17 protein-coding genes are annotated in these 18,276 nt (G+C 64.7%); 6 read left to right on the top strand and 11 right to left on the bottom strand.

What is annotated here, in order from left to right:
• Nucleotides 1-86: 86 nt before the first annotated feature.
• The 6 genes from BJF92_RS14000 to BJF92_RS13975 all read left to right on the top strand — a co-directional run bounded on the left by BJF92_RS14000 (nt 87) and on the right by BJF92_RS13975 (nt 5,648).
• Nucleotides 87-1,121, top strand: coding sequence for an aldo/keto reductase (locus tag BJF92_RS14000; protein WP_075635357.1), 1,035 nt, complete (start codon nt 87-89; stop codon nt 1,119-1,121).
• Nucleotides 1,121-1,933 (top strand): amidohydrolase family protein, encoded by an 813-nt coding sequence (locus BJF92_RS13995; RefSeq protein ID WP_075635356.1) that lies wholly within the window; start codon nt 1,121-1,123, stop codon nt 1,931-1,933. Before BJF92_RS14000 ends, BJF92_RS13995 begins: the two co-directional genes overlap by 1 nt.
• An 11-nt stretch (nt 1,934-1,944) precedes the next feature.
• Nucleotides 1,945-2,274 (top strand): L-rhamnose mutarotase, encoded by a 330-nt coding sequence (locus BJF92_RS13990; protein ID WP_075635355.1) that lies wholly within the window; start codon nt 1,945-1,947, stop codon nt 2,272-2,274.
• A gap of 139 nt (nt 2,275-2,413) precedes the next feature.
• Entirely contained in the window at nt 2,414-3,148 is a 735-nt protein-coding gene (locus BJF92_RS13985; protein ID WP_075635354.1) for an SDR family oxidoreductase, read from the top strand.
• A gap of 27 nt (nt 3,149-3,175) precedes the next feature.
• Nucleotides 3,176-4,021 (top strand): fumarylacetoacetate hydrolase family protein, encoded by an 846-nt coding sequence (locus BJF92_RS13980; RefSeq protein WP_075635353.1) that lies wholly within the window; start codon nt 3,176-3,178, stop codon nt 4,019-4,021.
• A 337-nt stretch (nt 4,022-4,358) separates the two neighbouring features.
• The gene (locus tag BJF92_RS13975; RefSeq protein ID WP_075635352.1) at nt 4,359-5,648 is read left to right on the top strand and encodes an L-fuconate dehydratase; all 1,290 of its coding nucleotides are present in this window, start codon (nt 4,359-4,361) and stop codon (nt 5,646-5,648) included.
• 75 nt (nt 5,649-5,723) lie between these two features.
• Here BJF92_RS13975 and BJF92_RS13970 read toward each other — a convergent pair whose 3' ends face one another.
• The 11 genes from BJF92_RS13970 to BJF92_RS13915 all read right to left on the bottom strand — a co-directional run bounded on the left by BJF92_RS13970 (nt 5,724) and on the right by BJF92_RS13915 (nt 18,216).
• On the bottom strand, nt 5,724-6,278 hold the full coding sequence (locus tag BJF92_RS13970) for a DUF1062 domain-containing protein (protein WP_342585793.1): 555 nt from the start codon (nt 6,276-6,278) through the stop codon (nt 5,724-5,726).
• Nucleotides 6,279-7,306: 1,028 nt separating this feature from the next.
• The gene (locus tag BJF92_RS13960) at nt 7,307-8,062 is read right to left on the bottom strand and encodes an SDR family NAD(P)-dependent oxidoreductase (protein ID WP_075635349.1); all 756 of its coding nucleotides are present in this window, start codon (nt 8,060-8,062) and stop codon (nt 7,307-7,309) included.
• 16 nt (nt 8,063-8,078) lie between these two features.
• Nucleotides 8,079-8,846: an SDR family NAD(P)-dependent oxidoreductase gene (locus BJF92_RS13955; RefSeq protein ID WP_075635348.1), complete on the bottom strand. Its 768-nt coding sequence runs from the start codon at nt 8,844-8,846 to the stop codon at nt 8,079-8,081.
• Nucleotides 8,843-10,351 (bottom strand): FGGY-family carbohydrate kinase, encoded by a 1,509-nt coding sequence (locus tag BJF92_RS13950; protein WP_075635347.1) that lies wholly within the window; start codon nt 10,349-10,351, stop codon nt 8,843-8,845. The genes BJF92_RS13955 and BJF92_RS13950 overlap by 4 nt, the downstream gene beginning before the upstream one ends.
• A 315-nt stretch (nt 10,352-10,666) precedes the next feature.
• On the bottom strand, nt 10,667-11,017 hold the full coding sequence (locus tag BJF92_RS13945) for a carboxymuconolactone decarboxylase family protein (RefSeq protein WP_075635346.1): 351 nt from the start codon (nt 11,015-11,017) through the stop codon (nt 10,667-10,669).
• A complete protein-coding gene (locus tag BJF92_RS13940; RefSeq protein ID WP_075635345.1) occupies nt 11,014-12,645 on the bottom strand; it encodes an acetoin dehydrogenase dihydrolipoyllysine-residue acetyltransferase subunit in 1,632 nt (543 codons plus the stop codon). Before BJF92_RS13940 ends, BJF92_RS13945 begins: the two co-directional genes overlap by 4 nt.
• On the bottom strand, nt 12,642-13,616 hold the full coding sequence (locus BJF92_RS13935; RefSeq protein WP_075635344.1) for an alpha-ketoacid dehydrogenase subunit beta: 975 nt from the start codon (nt 13,614-13,616) through the stop codon (nt 12,642-12,644). Before BJF92_RS13935 ends, BJF92_RS13940 begins: the two co-directional genes overlap by 4 nt.
• Nucleotides 13,616-14,644, bottom strand: a complete 1,029-nt coding sequence (locus BJF92_RS13930) for a thiamine pyrophosphate-dependent dehydrogenase E1 component subunit alpha (protein WP_075635343.1) — start codon at nt 14,642-14,644, stop codon at nt 13,616-13,618. Before BJF92_RS13930 ends, BJF92_RS13935 begins: the two co-directional genes overlap by 1 nt.
• A gap of 30 nt (nt 14,645-14,674) precedes the next feature.
• Entirely contained in the window at nt 14,675-15,667 is a 993-nt protein-coding gene (locus BJF92_RS13925; RefSeq protein WP_075635342.1) for an ABC transporter permease, read from the bottom strand.
• The gene (locus BJF92_RS13920; RefSeq protein ID WP_075635341.1) at nt 15,664-17,175 is read right to left on the bottom strand and encodes a sugar ABC transporter ATP-binding protein; all 1,512 of its coding nucleotides are present in this window, start codon (nt 17,173-17,175) and stop codon (nt 15,664-15,666) included. The genes BJF92_RS13925 and BJF92_RS13920 overlap by 4 nt, the downstream gene beginning before the upstream one ends.
• A gap of 93 nt (nt 17,176-17,268) precedes the next feature.
• The gene (locus tag BJF92_RS13915; RefSeq protein ID WP_075635541.1) at nt 17,269-18,216 is read right to left on the bottom strand and encodes a sugar ABC transporter substrate-binding protein; all 948 of its coding nucleotides are present in this window, start codon (nt 18,214-18,216) and stop codon (nt 17,269-17,271) included.
• Nucleotides 18,217-18,276 lie beyond the last annotated feature (60 nt).

The following is an 18,276-nucleotide window of genomic DNA, read 5'->3' as shown; positions in this document are numbered from 1 at the left end:
CTCCTTGTTTTCACGGCAGATCCGAACGTGAGGCACGGCTCGTGCCCGCGCCTCTGATCTGCTCCAATTCTTGAACGGATGGGACGATGCTCGTCACGGACAGGCGCAAGCTGCGTCATCGCGATGTTTCCTTCACGGCCATGGGCCTCGGTTGCGCCCAGATGGGCAGTCTCTACCGCTGGACGAGCTATGCCGAATCGCTCGGCGCCTTCCAGGCCGCCTGGAATGCCGGCATCCGCTATTTCGATACCGCGCCCTTCTATGGCTATACCCGCTCCGAGCGCCGGCTGGGCACGATGCTGACGGAGGAGGCGCGCAACGATTACGTCGTCTCCACCAAGGTCGGCCGCCTGATGCAGCCGGGCGAGACCGTGGGCGAGGAGGAGGACACCTATGTCCGCCCGCTGCCGTTCCGCCCGGTCTATGATTACAGCTATGACGCGATCCTGCGCTCCTTCGAGGCGAGCCAGCAGCGCCTCGGCATCCTGAAGCCCGACCTGCTCTACATCCACGATATCGGCCGCGTCACCCATGGCGAGAAGCACGAGCATTACTGGGCGCAGCTGACCTCTGGCGGCGGCTTCAAGGCGCTGGGCGAGCTGCGCGCGGCGGGCCTGATCAAGGGCGTCGGCCTCGGCGTCAACGAATGGCAGGCCGTGGCCGAGGCGATGGACGTCTTCGACATCGACGCCGCCATGCTGGCCGGCCGCTATACGCTGCTGGAGCAGGAAAGCCTGCCGATGCTGGCGCGCGCCCATGAGCAGGGTGTCGGCATCGTCGTCGCCGGCGCCTTCAATTCCGGCATCCTCGCCGGCAACCGCAAGTTCAACTACAAGGACGCGCCGGCCGAACTGATGGCCCGCGTCGAGGAGATCGAGGCAGCCTGCGCCGAGGAAGGCGTCAGCCTGCAGGCGGCGGCGCTCGTGTTTCCGATGCTGCATCCGGCCGTCGTCACCGTCGTCTCCGGCGCCCGCAATGCAAGTCAGATCGAGGCCAATATCGCCTGGTTCCAGGAGACCATTCCCGCCTCCTTCTGGACGCGGCTGAAGGAGCGCGGGTTGATTTCGCCCGACACGCCGATCGATACCGCACCTGTGTCTGCGGGAGCAGGGGCTGCCTGATGCTGATCGACGCGCACCAGCATTTCTGGCGCCTGGCCGAGCGCGCCGGCGGCTGGCCGCCGCCGGAGATGGCGGCGATCTATCGCGATTTCGCGCCTGAGGATCTCATCCCAGATCTCAAGGCATCGGGCGTGGACGGCACCGTCATCGTGCAGTCCCTGCCGCGCGCCGAAGACACGCTGTTCATGCTGGACCTGGCCGAGCGCCACGCCTTCATCCTCGGCGTGGTCGGCTGGGTGGAGATGAAGGCGGCGGATGCGCCTGCGCGGATCGCCGAACTCGCCCGCGCGCCCAAGCTGAAGGGTCTGCGGCCGATGCTGCAGGATCTGCCCGATGACGACTGGATCGACGATCCCGCGCTCGACCCGGCGGTTTCGGCCATGCTGGAGGCGGGGCTGAGTTTCGATGCGCTGGTGCTGCCGCGCCAGCTGAAGGCGCTCACCGCCTTTGCCGAGCGCCATCCGCGCCTGCCCATCGTCATCGACCACGGCGCCAAGCCTCTGATTGCCGAAGGACGCTATTCCGACTGGCGCCGGGCGATGGAGCGGCTCGCCGCTCTGCCCGAGGTCTGCTGCAAGCTTTCCGGTCTCCTGGTAGAGGCGGGCGAACAGCGGCCGGAGGCGATCCGCCCCTATGCCGACACGCTGTTCGACCTGTTCGGCCCCGAGCGGCTGATCTGGGGCAGCGACTGGCCGGTGCTGCGCCTGGTCACGGAGTACGGCGCCTGGCTTGCCCAGTGCCGCGCCATCGTGCCCGAGGCGGCGCATGAGCAGGTTTTCGGCGGCAATGCCCGCCGCTTCTATCGTTTGTAAGGGAGACGGACATGCAGAGAATGGGCATGATGATCGGCCTGCAGCCGGGCAAGGTGGACGAATACAAGCGGCTGCATGCGGCGGTCTGGCCGGAGATCCTCGACCTGATTTCCCGCTGCAACATCAAGAACTACTCCATCTTCCTGCGGGAGCCCGAGAACCTGCTGTTCGGTGTCTGGGAATATCACGGGTCCGATTTCGAGGCCGACATGGCCAAGATGGCGGCCGACCCCAAGAACCAGGAATGGTGGTCCTTCTGCATTCCCTGCCAGAAGCCGCTCGACACGCGCAAAGAGGGCGAGTGGTGGGCGATGATGGATGAAGTCTTCCATATGGATTGAGGCGGGCAGGGCCGGGCGCAGGCAATATTTGCCGCGCCCCGGCCTTATCCGGTGGAATGTTTCGGATTGATCATCAATAGTCGCACGCGCCGTGACCGGCCGGCAAAGCGGGCCGTAGGCGGCAGTGAGGAGCCAAGCAATGACAGACAAACTTCAAGGCAAGGTCGTGGTGATCACCGCCGCCGGCCAGGGCATCGGCCGCGCCAGCGCGCTCGCTTTCGCCCGCGCCGGCGCCACGGTCCATGCCACCGACGTGAACGAGGCGGCGCTTTCGAGCCTCGCCGAAGAGGCATCGATCAAGACGCGCAAGCTCGACGTGCTCGACGGCGCGGCCGTGTCCGCCTTCTTCGCCGAGACCGGTGCGGTGGACGTGCTGTTCAACTGCGCCGGCGTGGTGCACAACGGCTCGGTGCTCGAGATCACCGACAAGGATCTGGATTTCGCCTTCGATCTCAATGTGCGTGCGATGATCAGCACCATCCAGGCCGTGCTGCCGGGCATGCTGGAGCGCGGCGAGGGCGCCATCATCAACATGGCCTCGGTCGCCTCCTCCGTGAAGGGCGTGCCGAACCGCTGCGCCTACGGTCTGACCAAGGCCGCCGTGATCGGCCTGACCAAGTCGGTGGCCGCCGATTACGTCGCCAAGGGCATCCGCTGCAATGCAATCTGCCCAGGCACGGTGGAAAGCCCCTCGCTCGAAGGCCGCATGCGCGCCCAGGGTGATTACGAGACGGCGCGTGCCGCCTTCATCGCCCGCCAGCCCATGGGCCGGCTCGGCACGCCGGAGGAGATCGCCGATCTCGCCGTGCATCTGGCCGGCGCCACCTATACGACGGGCCAGGCCTATTGCATCGACGGCGGCTGGTCGCTCTGAACTGAATTTGCTGACAAGGATTGAACGATGAAACTCCTCCGCTTTGGCGCCCCCGGTGCTGAAAAGCCCGGCCTTCTGGCCGATGACGGCACGATCCGCGATCTCTCCGGTCATCTGACCGACTTCTCCGGCGCAGCACTCGCGCCCGATGCGCTGGCCAGCCTCTCCGCCATCGATCTCTCCGGCCTGCCGGTTGTGGATGCCGGAACGCGCCTCGGCCCCTGCGTGGCCGGCACCGGCAAGTTCATCTGCATCGGCCTCAACTTCTCCGACCATGCTGCCGAATCCGGCATGGCCGTTCCGCCCGAGCCGGTGATCTTCATGAAGGCGACCTCGGCGATCGTCGGCCCTAATGACAATGTGATCATTCCCCGCGGTTCGGAAAAGACCGACTGGGAGGTCGAGCTCGGCGTGGTCATCGGCAAGACCGCCAAATATGTCAGCGAGGCCGAAGCGCTGGATTACGTGGCCGGCTACTGCGTCAGCCACGACGTGTCCGAGCGCGCCTTCCAGACCGAGCGCGCGGGGCAATGGACCAAGGGCAAGTCCTGCGACACCTTCGGCCCGATCGGCCCCTGGCTGGTGACGAAGGACGAGGTGGCCGACCCGCAGAACCTCAATATGTGGCTGAAGGTCAATGGCGAGACGATGCAGAACGGCACCTCGGCCACCATGGTCTACGGCATCGCCTTCCTGGTCTCCTATCTCTCGCAGTTCATGTCGCTGCATCCCGGCGATGTCATCTCCACCGGCACGCCCCCCGGCGTCGGCATGGGCATGAAGCCGCCGCGCTACCTCAAGGCCGGCGATGTCGTCGAGCTCGGCATCGAGGGCCTGGGCACGCAGAAGCAGAGCTTCGTCGCCGACCGCTGATCAGCGGGCGGGGTCAGGCTTCCTGCAAACAGGCCCTTTCTGCGACGTCATGCTCGGGCTTGTGCCGAGGATCTGCCGAGCTCGATCCCATCGATCCTTGCAGATGCTCGGGCGAGGCCAGAGCATGACGGCAGCAAGCCATTTGGCCTTCGTCATCCTCATCGGCATGGTCGCTTCTGCGACCTTGTCGAGCTTTTAGAATTTCCGGCAGACCCGTGCGATGGCGTCGTGTCCGGAAAAGCTGTCACCCCCGACAGAAAACCATTCAAATTGTGCCATGGCCTGACAGGATCGCACCCTGGGTAAAGGCGATGGCCTCAGGCTGCCGGAGACCGCCATGACCCGCATCACCAATCTTCGCGTTTTCGATCTGCGCTTCCCCACCTCCGCCAGCCTCGACGGCTCCGATGCGATGAACCCGGATCCGGATTATTCGGCGGCCTATGTCATTCTCGAAACCGACAGGCCGGATCTGTCGGGCCATGGGCTGACCTTCACCATCGGCCGCGGCAACGACATCTGCTGCATGGCGATCGAGGCGATGCGCCATCTCGTCGTCGGCACCGATCTGGCCGAGGTGCGCGCCGCACCCGGCAAATTCTGGCGCAAGCTGACCGGCGACAGCCAGCTGCGATGGATCGGCCCGGACAAGGGCGCCATGCATCTGGCGACCGGGGCGGTGGTCAACGCCTTCTGGGACGCCATGGCCAAGGAAGCGGGCCTTCCCGTGTGGAAATTCGTCTCGACCATGAGCCCGGAGGAGATCGCTGACATCGTCGACTATCGCTACCTGACCGACGCGCTGACGCGCGAGGAAGCGCTTGAGATCCTGAAGAAGGCCGAGGCCGGCAAGGCCGAGCGCATCGCCATGCTCGAAGCCGAAGGCTATCCCTGCTACACCACCTCGGCCGGCTGGCTCGGCTATTCCGACGAGAAGCTGCGCCGTCTCGCGCAGGAGGCCGTCGATGCCGGCTTCAACCATATCAAGATGAAGGTCGGTCGCGATCTGGAAGATGATATCCGCCGTCTGACCATCGCCCGCGAGGTGATCGGCCCCGACCGCTATCTGATGGTCGATGCAAACCAGGTCTGGGAAGTGGACCAGGCGATCGCGTGGATGAAACAGCTCGCCTTCTGCAAGCCCTTCTTCATCGAGGAGCCGACCAGCCCCGACGACGTTGCCGGCCACCGCAAGATCCGCGAGGCCATCGCGCCGGTGAAGGTGGCGACCGGCGAGATGTGCCAGAACCGCATCATGTTCAAGCAGTTCATCGCCGAAGGCGCGATCGATATCGTCCAGATCGACTCATGCCGCATGGGCGGGCTGAACGAGGTTCTGGCCGTCTTGCTACTGGCCGCGAAATTCGGCAAGCCGGTCTGGCCGCATGCCGGCGGCGTGGGCCTTTGCGAATATGTGCAGCACCTCTCGATGATCGACTACATCGCCGTCTCCGGCACAAAGGAGGGGCGCGTGATCGAATATGTCGACCACCTGCACGAACATTTCTTCGACCCATGCGTAATCCGCAACGCCGCCTACATGCCGCCCTCGCTGCCCGGCTTCTCGATCGAGATGAGGCCGGAATCGATTGCGACCTATACGCATGGGAAGCCTGAGGCGGCGTGAGGGCGTAAAGCCGTCCTGGCGCCTGCGCGCTGAGATCTGCTGGAGGCCCGGCGAGCCGGGCCTCCAGGCACAAGGCTATGGCGACGCGCCTGCCGCCGCTGCGCGCCAGAGGCCGCCGCGTTCGGCGGCATCGGCGATATCGAGGATCACGACGAGCCCCTGGCCGATGCGCCGGCGCAGCGCGCCGCCGCGGCTTTGGGCGATGCGCAAGCGGCCTTGTCGCTCCAGTTCCGGAAGCCCACTGCGCGAGAGCGGAAGTTCACGGGCGAGAAGCCGGTCCAGCCGGAGATTGACCGGATGGGGCGCGACCATCGCGATTTCGATCCGGGTCCAGCGCGGCATCTCATCCACCACCTGTTTGTCGATCGCTACGTCGGCGCTTTCCTCGATGCGAAGGGCCTTGCGCCTGAGGGCATCGAGGTTGAAGCTCTCGGCGCGCGCCAGCTCTGGGTCATTGGCCTGGAGCCGCGCCAGAAGCGACGGCTCGATGGCACGGAGCGGCTGGCGCTCGAAGATCGGCCGGTTCCATGTCTTCTCACAGCTGGTGCAGGCATAGATCAGCCAGGCATCGAGCTTGCGACCATTGGCGTTGAGGCGGATCTTGCCGGTTGTTTCAAAAGCGCGCGGCACGCCGCATCCGCTGCAGGCAAGCCATGGCCGGGGCGCGGCAAGCGGCGTCAGGGTCCATCGGACCCGAAGGATTGTGCACATAAGTCCTGGTCTTCCGTTCGGAAGTTCCCCAGGGGATGCGCGAGACAGCCTTTAATGGCACGGAATGGCGGATTGCGGGTGTGTGAAGAGCTGCGGCAGAGAAGACTGCGCATGGCACGGAAACAATGCCAGACCGGTCTCTCGCCACCACCCGACGAACATGGTTCAAGGCCACGACCTTGCGTCGCGCGCCTCTGGGTGAAACTGGAGTGAGACCGGGTCTTACTTAGGCAAAGCCAACCTCGTGATGCGCCAAGCTCTTCACGCAATCTCATAGCAGGCACGAGGCGGGAGCGGGAGAGGATGGGGCTGGGCAGGGCATCGCCGCATGGCAACTGCGGTATTTCAACAACAGATGAATTGGGTTCAGGGGCAACGCCGCGACCCTTTTTCCAGCCCGCGCTTTGGCTTCATATTTGAGGCAAGAACCATGAGCGGTTTGGCCCAGGTGAGAGAAACCCAATTCGCCGTTCTCTTTGCGGGCCGTCGTAGTCGGGCAGATCACAATCGCGACATGTGTTGCACTTGATTTCCCGGTAGACGGCCGAGCGCCGGCGGCCAAGTTGGCGCGCCATGTCGCTGATCGGGATCTTTTGCTCGATGAACGGATGGAGGCGGCAGCGATCGGCGAGGGTGAAGTGGGCATGGCATCGCGACAGGCCACAATCTCCAAAATGACGCTCTTGAATCCTTGGCGTGTCGCACTTGAAAATAGAATGTACCCGGCTACACAATCAGATCACATAATCATGATTATGGAACTTAAGCTGCGCTTGCGTTTGCAGATGCTCTGGACAAGCCCGAGCATGACGTAACGAGGCGTTTGCGCGTCTGCCACGAAGCTCCAGATATCGCGAAGCGATCAACCGGATTCCGTATGGCAGACCTGAACCGTTGCAAGGTCATCATAATTCGTCAGTCGCGATGCTGCGGCTAGCGCCTTCACCTCAACTCAGCACGATACCGCCATCGACATTGAGCGTCTGTCCGGTGATGAAAGCGGCATCATCGGACGCCAGGAAGGCGACGGCGCCGACAACGTCTTCGGGATCGCCGATGCGGCGCAGCGCGGTCTTTTCCTGCCAAGCCTTGCGGATTGCGGCATCGTCGAGATTGACCCGGCCCATATCCGTGAGGATGATGCCGGGGCAGACACAATTGGCCGTGATGCCATCCACGCCCACCTCCTGCGCCAGCACGCGGGTAAAGCCCATGACCGCCGCTTTGGAGGCTGAGTAATGCGCCTGCTCCGGTGCGCCATGCTTGCCGCCGATGGAGGCGATGTTGACGATGCGGCCATATTTGCGGGCCTTCATGCCGGCAAGGGCCGCCTGCACCACGAGGAACGTCCCTTTGGCGTTCACGTCCATGACGCTGTCCCAGACGTTTTCCTTCAGCCCCGCCACATCGCCCGAGATCAGAATACCGGCATTGTTGACGATGGCGTCGATATGGCCGAACGCGCTTTCGACCGTTTCCACCATCGCGACCACATCGCTCTTGCTGCTGACATCGGCAAAGACGGGCAAAGCCCGCTGGCCGAGCGTCTCGATCTCGGCCGCGACCTCCTGAAGTGCCGCACGCTGGCGGTCGATATCGTTGACGGCGACATCATAGCCGCGCCGGGCAAGGCCGATAGCGATGGCGCGACCGATACCGCGGCTGGCGCCGGTGACGAGCACGGTTCGATGGATAGTCGGCATAGGGAAACTCCTCAGATCAGAGAGCGGTATAGCCGCCGTCGACGGACAAGACCGTACCCGTGACGAAACTGGCGGCAGGAGAAGCGAGGAAGAGAACGGCATTTGCGATTTCGCGCGGCTCGCCGAGGCGGCGCATTGGCGTGGCAGCCATCCAGGCGGTAAACCATGCCGTATTGCTGCGGCCGCGCAAGGTCAGTTCGGTGGCGACATAGCCCGGCGCAACCGCGTTGACCCGTACGCCCGCCTCTGCCCATTCGACCGCCAGCGACTTGGTCAGCAGGTTGGCGCCCGCCTTGGCCGCATTATAGGCAGCCTGCGGCTGCGGCTGCACGACGATCTCCCCGCACATGGAGGAGATATTGACGATGGCGCCGCGCCCGGCCTGCACCATGGCGCGGCCAAAGATCTGCGCGCAGGTGAAGACGCCTGTGAGATCGATATCGATCACGGCCTGCCAATCCTCGAACGTCATCTCGGCGGCAGGCGCATTGCGCACGATACCGGCATTGTTGACCAGCACGTCCAGCACGCCAAACCGGGCGTGGAGCCCGTCTGCCGCCGCCATGACGCCTGCGCGGTCGGTGACATCGAGCATCATACCGATCGCCTGGCCGCCCGCGTGGCAAATTGCGGCTGCGGCGATATCAGCCTCCTCCGCATCGCGGTCTGCCAGAATAACGGTACAACCCGCTTCTGCGAGCCGCTCCGCAATCGCGCGACCGATGCCGCGCGCCGCGCCGGTGACGAGCGCGATCTTGCCATCGAGACGAAACGCATCGCTCATGCTGCGCTCCGTCCTGCGTTCGCCACCGCCTTCAGCGCCGGGTAGAGCGCGAGATAACGCTGATAGATCTCATCATAGAGCGCCGCCTCGCGCCGGCGCGGCTCGATGCGGCGGCCGGGCTTGACCATGGCCGCGATGCCCTCATCGATCGACAGGAAATGGCCCGCGCCATGAGCGGCCAGAACGGCAGCGCCCACGGAGGGCGCATCGCGCGAGGCGGGAACCGAGACCGGCAGGCCGGCGGTGTCCGCATGGATCTGCAGCCAGAGATCAGATGCACCGGCACCTCCGCCCACGGTGATCTCCGTGCCCCGATAGCCGGCCGACGCCATGGCATCGAGAATGGCGCGGGTGCCGAAGCCGATCCCCTCCATGATCGCGCGGAAGATATGGTGCGGCTCATGCGCGAGCGTCAGTCCGACGATCGCGCCGCGCGAAAGCGGGTCGGTATAGGGTGTGCGGTTGCCCTGAAAGTGATCCTGCACCAGGAGCCCGTCGCAGCCCGGATCGAGCGCGGCCGCCTTGCGGTTCATCTCCTCCAGATCCATCGTGCCGTTCATCAGCCGGCCGAGCCAGGCGATGACGGAGCCAGTGGAGGTCTGGCCGCCCTCGACAATGTAGCGATCGGGATAGACGCAATCGCGATAGGTGCCCCAGATGCCGGGCGCATGGACCGCCTGTTCCGTCACACCGAACTGGAGATGCGAGGATCCGGTGATGAGCGCGAGCTGGCCCGGCTTGGCAACGCCAAGCCCAATCATGCCGATCAGCGCGTCGGCGCCTCCCTGCACCACCTTGACGGCAAAGGGAAGACCGAGTTCCTCAGCCGCCTTTTTCGAAAGCGTCCCGATCACGCCGCCGGGCGGCACGATCCGCTCAGGCCACTTTCGCAACAGCACCGACAGGCCAAGCGCATCGACCAGGCTTGTTGGCCAGCCGCCGCGATCGGTCTGATAGTGCCAGCGCAAGGTCACGTTGTTGAGGCTCGCGGCGCGCTCGCCGGTCAGCCGCAGCGTCATGAAATCCTGATATTCGCAGATGGTGGCAGCCTTCTCGAAGATCTCCGGCTCGTTGCGCGCGATCCATAGCGCCTTGGGGATCATCCATTCGGCCGAAACGGGACCCTGCCCCCCGCCATTGGCGATCAAGGCGCCATCGCCGGTTGCCAGCACGGCATCGGCCTCGCGATTGGCCCGCACGTCCATCCAGATGATCGCAGGCCGCAGCGCCCTGCCATCGGCATCCAGCGCCACCACGGTGCAGCTGGTGGTCGCCAGGCAGATCGCCTCGACATCTTGCGGGTCGATGCGCGCTTCGGTGATTGCCCCTGTGGCGGCGGAGACGAAGGCGCGCCACCAGTCCTCCGGGTCCTGCTCGGCCCTGGCGCCAGCGGAAAACCTCGTCTCATAGGCGACGGCGATACTGCCGAGGCAACGTCCGTCCAGATCATAGACGCGCGCGCGCAGGCTCTCCGTGCCGCCATCGGCCGTCAGAAAATAGCCCATCTCTGTCTCCTCCTGCGCCCGTCTCTCCTCCCGGGCGCCTGCATCTTATCTTGCTAGGGTCAGGCCCCATTAAATTCACGCGATCCGTTCACGCACATGGGCCGGGCAGGACGGATTTTGTGCCTGGGCTGCGTCGCAAGCCCTTGAAAACGCACAAATGTCCTGAGGCTTCTCTCCTTGCCACACACAAAATCCCTCCTGCAGATGGCATGAATTTAATGGGTCCTGACACTAGAGCATCGGGCCGAAAACCGGAATCCGCTGCCATCAACTGCTGTTCTGTCTTTGCGTCATTTATCCAAAGCCAGCCCCGCCTCACGTTTTGCTGCCCTCACGAAGCGCGCGCAGGACTTCCAGGGCTTTGGCCCCGTACATCACCGCGGGACCACCGCCCATCTCCACCGCGACATCCAGCACTTCGACCAGATCGGCCTCCTCGGCCCCATGCCTGAGAGCCGCATCGACATGGTAGAGAATGCAGTCCTCACATCCTTTCGACACCGCCAACGCCACTGCGACGAGCTCCTTCTGTGCCGCCGTCATGCGGCCGGACGCGGCGGCGGCCTTGCTGACCCTGGTAAAGCCGGCGAAGAGATCGGGGCTGGCCTTGGCCAGCAGACCAATGCGGCCCTGCGCATCCTTCAGCTTTTGGCGCGCGTCGCTCATCGGCTGGCTCCCTGCGACAGGATGATATCGAGAACCTCCCTGGTCTGATCCCAGTGCGGCATGTGCCCGGCCCGAGCGAGGAGATGGATGGCCACGCGTGGGGGCAGAGCCGCCACCTGTGTCCAGGGAATGATGCGATCGTCGAGCCCGAAGAGCACGCGGACCGGCAACTGCGCCGGCAGCGCCTGCAACAGGCCGATTGTGTCGATCCTCTGGCCGAACGAGCCCGCGAGATTGCCGGCGAGCGCTTTCAGCCGCCCAGCTGACAGGGTCTTCGTCAGCTTGACAAGCGCATTCTCCGACAACGCCATCCCATGCACCGAGAGCCGCCGCAGGAGGTGCGCCACCTCGCCAGGATGCTGTGCCCCAGCCATACCATCGATGAAGCCGGTGTCGATCTCGCGTCCCAAACCTGCCGGAGCGATCAGGGTCAGCGCGCGCACGCGGTCGGGCGCGGCCTTTGCCAGAGTGACAGCCGCGACAGCGCCGAGGGAGTGTGCCAGAACCGAGACCTGATCGATGCCCAGGCGGGCCAGAAATTCGACGAGGTCGCTCCCGAGCCCATAGGGATCGCTCTCCTTGATCTCGGTCAAGCCGTGCGCCGGCAGATCGGGGATGATCACCCGCCGCCCGGCGCGCTTCAATCCGGCTGCGATGGTCGCCCAGGTCGTGTGATCGCCGGCAAAGCCATGCAGAAGCAGCAAGGGCACGCCCTGCCCCGCAGCGCTGTCAACATAGGCCATGCGCCCGCGCGTGAGCGCTGCCATGGAGACGTCATCCGCCAGCGAACTCGCTGCCTGCAAGGTCGGCTCCGCCCGGCCCTGCCCGGCAAAGGCGAGAACATCGTCTCGTTCGATCCGGCCGCGCCGTCCCGTGCCCTTTAATTGGGCGAGATCGATCCCGCGCGCGCGGGCAAGACGCCGGGCAAGCGGTGTGGCGCGCAGCCGGGTGGTTTGCGCTGGCCCTTGCTGCGCCGGGCGCACCTGTTCCGCAGGCCGGTCGCTTGCAGCAGGCGCCGCAAGGTCCGCCGTGCCGGCCTCGGCCGCGGTTTCGGACGGCGCAAGGATGCGCGCAATCGGCGCACCGACGGCCACGGTCTCGTCCTCGCCCTTGAGAAGGGTCAGGATCCTGCCGGCGAACAGGGCCGGAAACTCGGCAATGGTCTTGTCGGTCTCGATTTCGAGAAGGGCCTCGCCGCGCTCGAAGCTGTCGCCTTCGGCCTTCAGCCATTTGGCGATGCGCCCTTCCTCCATGGTCTCGCCGAGGCGCGGCATCGTCAGGTCGGTTTCTGCCAGGCCGGCCTCCTGAACGACTGGTACGGACGGGGTGCAGGCATCCGATGCCGGTTCGCTTCCCCCCTCGTCCGCCGTCCAGTCTGGTCCGGTGCCGATTTCGATACTGGCGATGGGATGGCCGACCTCGACGGTTTCGTCCAGCCCCACCAGGATCTCGTTCAGCCGTCCGTCGCCAAGCGCCGGAAATTCGGCGATGGTCTTGTCGGTCTCGATCTCCAGGATCGGATCGCCACGGGAGAAGGCCTCGCCGGGCTTCACCAGCCAGCCGACGATCTTGCCTTCCTCCATCGTCTCGCCGAGACGCGGCATCTTGAGAAAGCGCTGGTTGGTCATGCCGTCAGCCTCTCCGCCACCTCGGCGATGATGCGGGCGGAGGGCACGCTGCCCGATTCCAGCTCCTGCGAAACGGAAATTGGAATATCTTCGCCAGCGACACGGATAACCGGCTGCTCGAGGAAATCGAAGCACTCCTCCGAGATCCGTGCGCAAAGCTCCGCCGCCACGCCCGAGGTCATCACGCCTTCGCTGACGACCATCGCCTTGCCGACCCGTTCGACATGGGTGCGGATCGTGTCGAAATCGAGCGGATTGAGCGTGCGCAGATCGATGACTGTGGCTTCGATCCCGTTCCTGGCCAAAGCCTCCGCGGCCTCCAGAGCGTAGAGAACCTGACGGGAATAGGTGACGATCACCAGGTCGTCGCCGTGCCGGCGCACGGCGGCCTTGCCCCAGGGCAGCGGATCGGCGGACAGATCGACCTCCTCCTTGCGGGTGTAGAGGGCCTTGTGCTCGATGAAGACCACCGGATCCGGCTTTGTCAGGCTCTGGCGCAGGAGGTGATAGGCATCGGCCACCGTGGCCGGCATGGCCAGGCGCAGGCCCGGCGTGTGCATGATCCAGGCTTCCAGGCTCTGGCTGTGCTGCGCGCCGGCGGAGCGACCGGTGCCTCCTTGCGTGCGCAGCACCATGGGCACGCCGATCTGTCCGCCGAACATATAGCGGATCTTGGCCGCCTGGTTGGCGAGCTGGTCCATGGTCATGCCGAGAAAGTCGATATACATCAGCTCGGCCACGGGCCTGAGGCCGGTCATCGCCGCGCCGACGGCCGCCCCGATGATCGCCGGTTCGGAAATCGGCGTGTCGATCAGCCGCTCCGGGCCATGCACCTTGATCAGATCCTTGGTCACCCCGTAGGCGCCGCCGTAGCGACCGACTTCCTCGCCGATCACCACGATGGACTTGTCCTCGGTCATCGCGTCGTCAAGCGCCTGGCGCAGCGCGTCTCGATAGGTCATGGCAGGCATTAGACGTCTTCCCTGGCTAGAACACGGTCGATGCGGGCGCGCACGGGCTCGGGCTCCGGCTCGCCCACGGCATAGACGTCGCGGAACATGGAGGAGAGCGCCGGCGCCCGAGATTCGACCGCGAAGTCGATGGTGGCATCCATTTCCGCGGCAATCTCGCGGTCTAGCGCATCCAACGCCGCTTCACTTTCCAGGCCGCTGTCGAGCAGCTTGGCGCGGGCAAAGAGCACCGGATCCTTCTTGCGACCTTCGAGCTCCTCCGCCTCGGCCCGATAGGGGCTCTTGTCCATGCGGGCATGGCCGAAAAAGCGATAGACCTCGACAGAGAGGAATCCCGGTTTGCCAGCACGTGCCTCGTCGATGAGCCAGCGCGCGGCATCGCGCACATCTTCGACGTCGAGCCCGTTGACCACCGCACCGTTCAGCCCGAAGGCACGGGCGCGCTCGTCGAAGGCGGTGTTGCGCGTGGCCTGATCGATGCGCGTGCCCATGCCATACTGGTTGTTGACGCAGACGAAGAGAACCGGCAGGCTCCAGAGCGCGGCCATGTTCATGCTCTCGTAGAGGATGCCCTGCTGCATTGCCCCGTCGCCGAAAAAGGCGATCGAAACGGCGTCCTGCTTCAGATATTTGCTGGAAAGCCCGGCGCCCACCACGGCGGGAATGCCGCCGCCGACGATGGCATTGGCGCCCAGATGGCCGAGCGCCATGTCGGCAATATGCATCGAGCCGCCCTTGCCGTGGCAATAGCCGGTTTCCTTGCCGCCGATCTCGGCCATCATGCGCTTGGGGTCGGCGCCGCGCGCCAGGAAGATGCCATGGCCGCGATGATGGGTGGTGAACGTATCCTGTGGTTTCATGACATCGCAGACGCCGGCGGCGCTAGACTCCTCGCCGATCGACAGATGCAGCATCGAGCCGGCGGACTGGCCGCGCACGAAAAGCTCGCCGACGCGCTCCTCGAAGGTGCGGATGCGCCGCATGGTGCGGTAAAGCTCCGCGAGATGGCTGTTGGCAGTGAGGGTCATGAGGGACTCCCGAATAGGTCTGGGGATGCGTCACAGAAGCTTCAGCTTCGTCGTCCTGGAGACGATGGCGACGGCCACGAGGATGATCAGGCCCTTCACGATGCTCTGAACGTAGGTGTCCATGCCGACGAGATTGAGCCCGTTGTTGATGACGCCGATGAACAGGGCGCCGAAGAAGGTGCCGGTGACGGTGGCCGTACCCGGCCGGATCATGGTCATGCCGATGAAGACGGTCGCCAGACCGTCCAGCAGGTAGCGTTCGCCGGCATTCGGCTGGCCGGAGCCCAGCCGGGCGGCCAGAAGCGCGCCGGCCATGGCGGCGAAAAGGCTGCAGACAACCAGCGCCGCCGAGCGGTAGAAGCGGCCGTTGACACCCGAAAGCTCGGCCGCCTTGAGATTGCCGCCCACGGCATAGATGTAGCGGCCGAAGATGGTGCGTTCCATCAGGAACCAGGCAACCAGCACAAAGAGCACCATGGCATAGGCAAGAACCGGAATGCCCAGGATCTGCCCCTGGCCAAGAAAGAGGAAACCGTCAGGCAGGCCGCCATAGATCGCTCGGCCGCCGGTGCTCATGAAATTGATCCCGTAGAGGATGGAGCCCGTCGCCAGCGTGGCGATCAGCGATGGAATACCGATGAGCGTGACCAGCATCGAATTGATCGCACCCACGGCGAAGCCCGCGGCCACCGCGCCGAGGAGCGCGATCGGCAGAGGCACGCCGGAGATCAGCATCAGCGGCACCAGAATGCCACTCAGGCCCACCGTATAGCCCACCGACAGGTCCATTTCACGCGCGGCAAAGCCGAAGGTCAGGCCCGCGCCCACGATCGTGAGCATCGAAATCTGCTGGACGATGTTGAGCAGATTGGAGGCGGTGAGAAAGCGGTCGACCGTCAGCGCGAAGCCTGCAAAGAGAAGGAAAAGCGCCAGCAGCGTGCTGTATTTGAGAAGCCATTGATCGCGGCTCTTGCGGGATGAGGCCTCTTTGGCCTCGACGAGGGGACGCGCCTGCGCGGTCATTTTGGATCTCCTGCCATGGCTGCGATGAAACGCGATTCGGAAAACTCGGCCCGGCTCAGCGCCCGGGCTGCCTGCCCCTGAACGAAGGGCACGACGCGGTCCGCGATGTCGGCCACCTCCATGAGATCGCTGGAGGCCACGATGATGGCGGTGCCTTCAGCTGCCAGCCGATGGATGTGGCGGTGGATCTCGCGCTTCGCGCCGATATCGACGCCTTCCGTTGGTTCGACGAAGATCATCAGCCGGTAGCGCTCCGGAGCGCCATAGAGCCATTTGCCGATCGAGACCTTCTGCTTGTTGCCGCCGCTCAGATCCTGGATGCGCTGCTCGGGGGAATGCGCCTTCACATTGAAGAGCGCCATCGCGGCACGGGCCGCCTTCTCCTCCAAGCCCATGGAGAGCACGCCGGCATGTGCGCCGGCATGCGGGTGGACCATGGCGAGGTTCTCGCGCACGCTCCATTCCCCGATCAGCGAATTTTCCATGCGGTGGTCGGGAATGAAGGCCACGCCGCGCGCCTTCATGCTGCGCGCATCGGGGCGGGCAAGCGGCTGACCGGCAAAGACCGTGCTGCCGGAGAGGAAGCCTTCGCCTGTGTAGAGCGAGCGCGCGAAGCCGAAATGGCCGGCGCCGGTCAATCCGATCAAGCCTACGATTTCTCCGGCGCGGATCGCGAAGCGATCGACGCGCACCCCGCCGACATGCCAGTCGGCGATCTCCATGACCGTTTCGCCGGCCGCACGTGCGCCATCGCCGTTCTCGCCGATGGCCACTGCAGTCTTGCCGGCGCGCTGGAGCATGAAATCGACCAGTTGCGCTTCGCTGACCTCTGCGGACGGCAGTGTCGTCACATGCCGGCCATCGCGCAGGACCGTGATGCGGTCGCTCAGCGCCTTGACCTCCGAGAGAAAGTGGCTGACGAGCACCACGCCGACGCCGCGCGGCGGCAGCGAGCGGATGATGCGCCACAGGTTCTCTTTCTCGCGTGCCGGCAGCGTCGCCGTGGGTTCGTCGAGGATCAGCAAGCGGATCTCGCCGCGCAGCGCGCGCACGATCTCGATCACCTTCTGGTCGGCCATCGGCAGCGTATCGACAGCGGCATCGAGATCGATTGCGACCTGCGGAAACCAGCGGTCGAGAAGCTCCGCCGCCCGCCGCCTCAGGGCGCGCGTGTCGATGATGCCGAGGCCGAGGCGCGGCTCGTCGCCCAAAAGGATGTTCTGGGCCGCCGAGAGACCCGGCACCAGGCTGCCCTCCTGCGAGACATGCGCAATGCCCTTGGCCAGGGCATCACCGGCGCTCGCCAGCACGGTTTCCACGCCGGCGATTGCGATGGTGCCGGAGGTTGGCTGCTTGCTGCCGCCGAGAATGCTGACGAGGGTGGTCTTGCCGGCGCCGTTTTCGCCGATCAGCCCGTGCACCTCGGAAAAGAGAAAATCGACATCGACATGGTCGAGCGCTCGCGTGCCCGGATATTGCATGACGATATCCGCTAGTCTGACGGTCATGGCGTGCCTCCCCGCATGCTGTCCGGTCAAAGACCGCGCGTTATATGCGCGCGGCGGAACGGCCGGCCCGCATCCGGGGCCGGCCGACGGCGGTCACTTCGGGAGGAAGTCCTTGCAGTTCTGCTTGGTGACCAAAGGCGCGTCGAGATAGACCGTCTTGGACGGGATGACCTTGGCGGGGTCCTCCTTCTTCACGACGATATCCTCGATCCACTCCCCGGCTTGCGCACCCATCTTCTCGAAAGGCTGCGAGACCGTCGCGATCATCATGCCATCGGGTTTGCAGACTTCGGCGATCGCACTGGGATGGCCGTCGATGCCGATGACTTTTACATTGCTGAGGCCGGCGGCCTTAAGTGCATTGATCGAAGCCTGCGCCGGCTCGTCCCAGGGCGCCCACACGGCATTGATCTGATCGCCGAAGCGCGAGGCGTAATCCTGCATGGTCGAGGTCGTGTCCTCGAAGAAGGCAGTATATTTGATGTTGTGCTCCGCCAGCACCTTGATGTCGGGATATTCCTTCAGAATGGTCGCCATGACGTCGCCGCGCTTGCGGGTGCCATGGTGCTCGGCCATGCGCAGGAAGATAATGTTGCCCTTGCCGCCAAGCTCATTCAGCAGATAGGGCGAGACATCTGCGGACATGGCCCAGTTGTTGGTCGTGATGTCCGCGAGAACGCCCGGCACATAACCGCTGTCCACCGTGACGATCGGGATCTTGGCGGCGACGGCCGCATCGAGCGCGGCACGCGAGGCACGCAGATCCGCCATGGTGATGATGATCGCATCGACACCGCGCGAAGCGGCGTCCTGCAGATTGGATGCGGTGCGCTCGCCCGATCCTCCACTGTCGAGCACACTGACATTCCAGTCCTTGCCCGAGGACTTCAGCCACGCATCGAAACCGGCCTTGACGCGCTGCTCGGATTGCGCGGCGGCATTGGCATGCACCCAGGCGATGTTGGTGGCATGGGCACTGATGGCGCCCAGCAGCAGCTGAGCGGCGGCGACAATCGCCGTCTTCCTCCACATTCCAGACATTTTTTCCTCCTCCGTCACGGGCGCTGTCATTGACCCGCCTCCTCATCCGCGCTCCCTACG

The organism is Xaviernesmea rhizosphaerae (assembly GCF_001938945.1).
GTDB classification, from domain to species: Bacteria; Pseudomonadota; Alphaproteobacteria; order Rhizobiales; family Rhizobiaceae; genus Xaviernesmea; species Xaviernesmea rhizosphaerae.
Note: the sequence above shows the minus strand (reverse complement) of the source record. Positions and strands in the feature narration are given on the sequence as shown.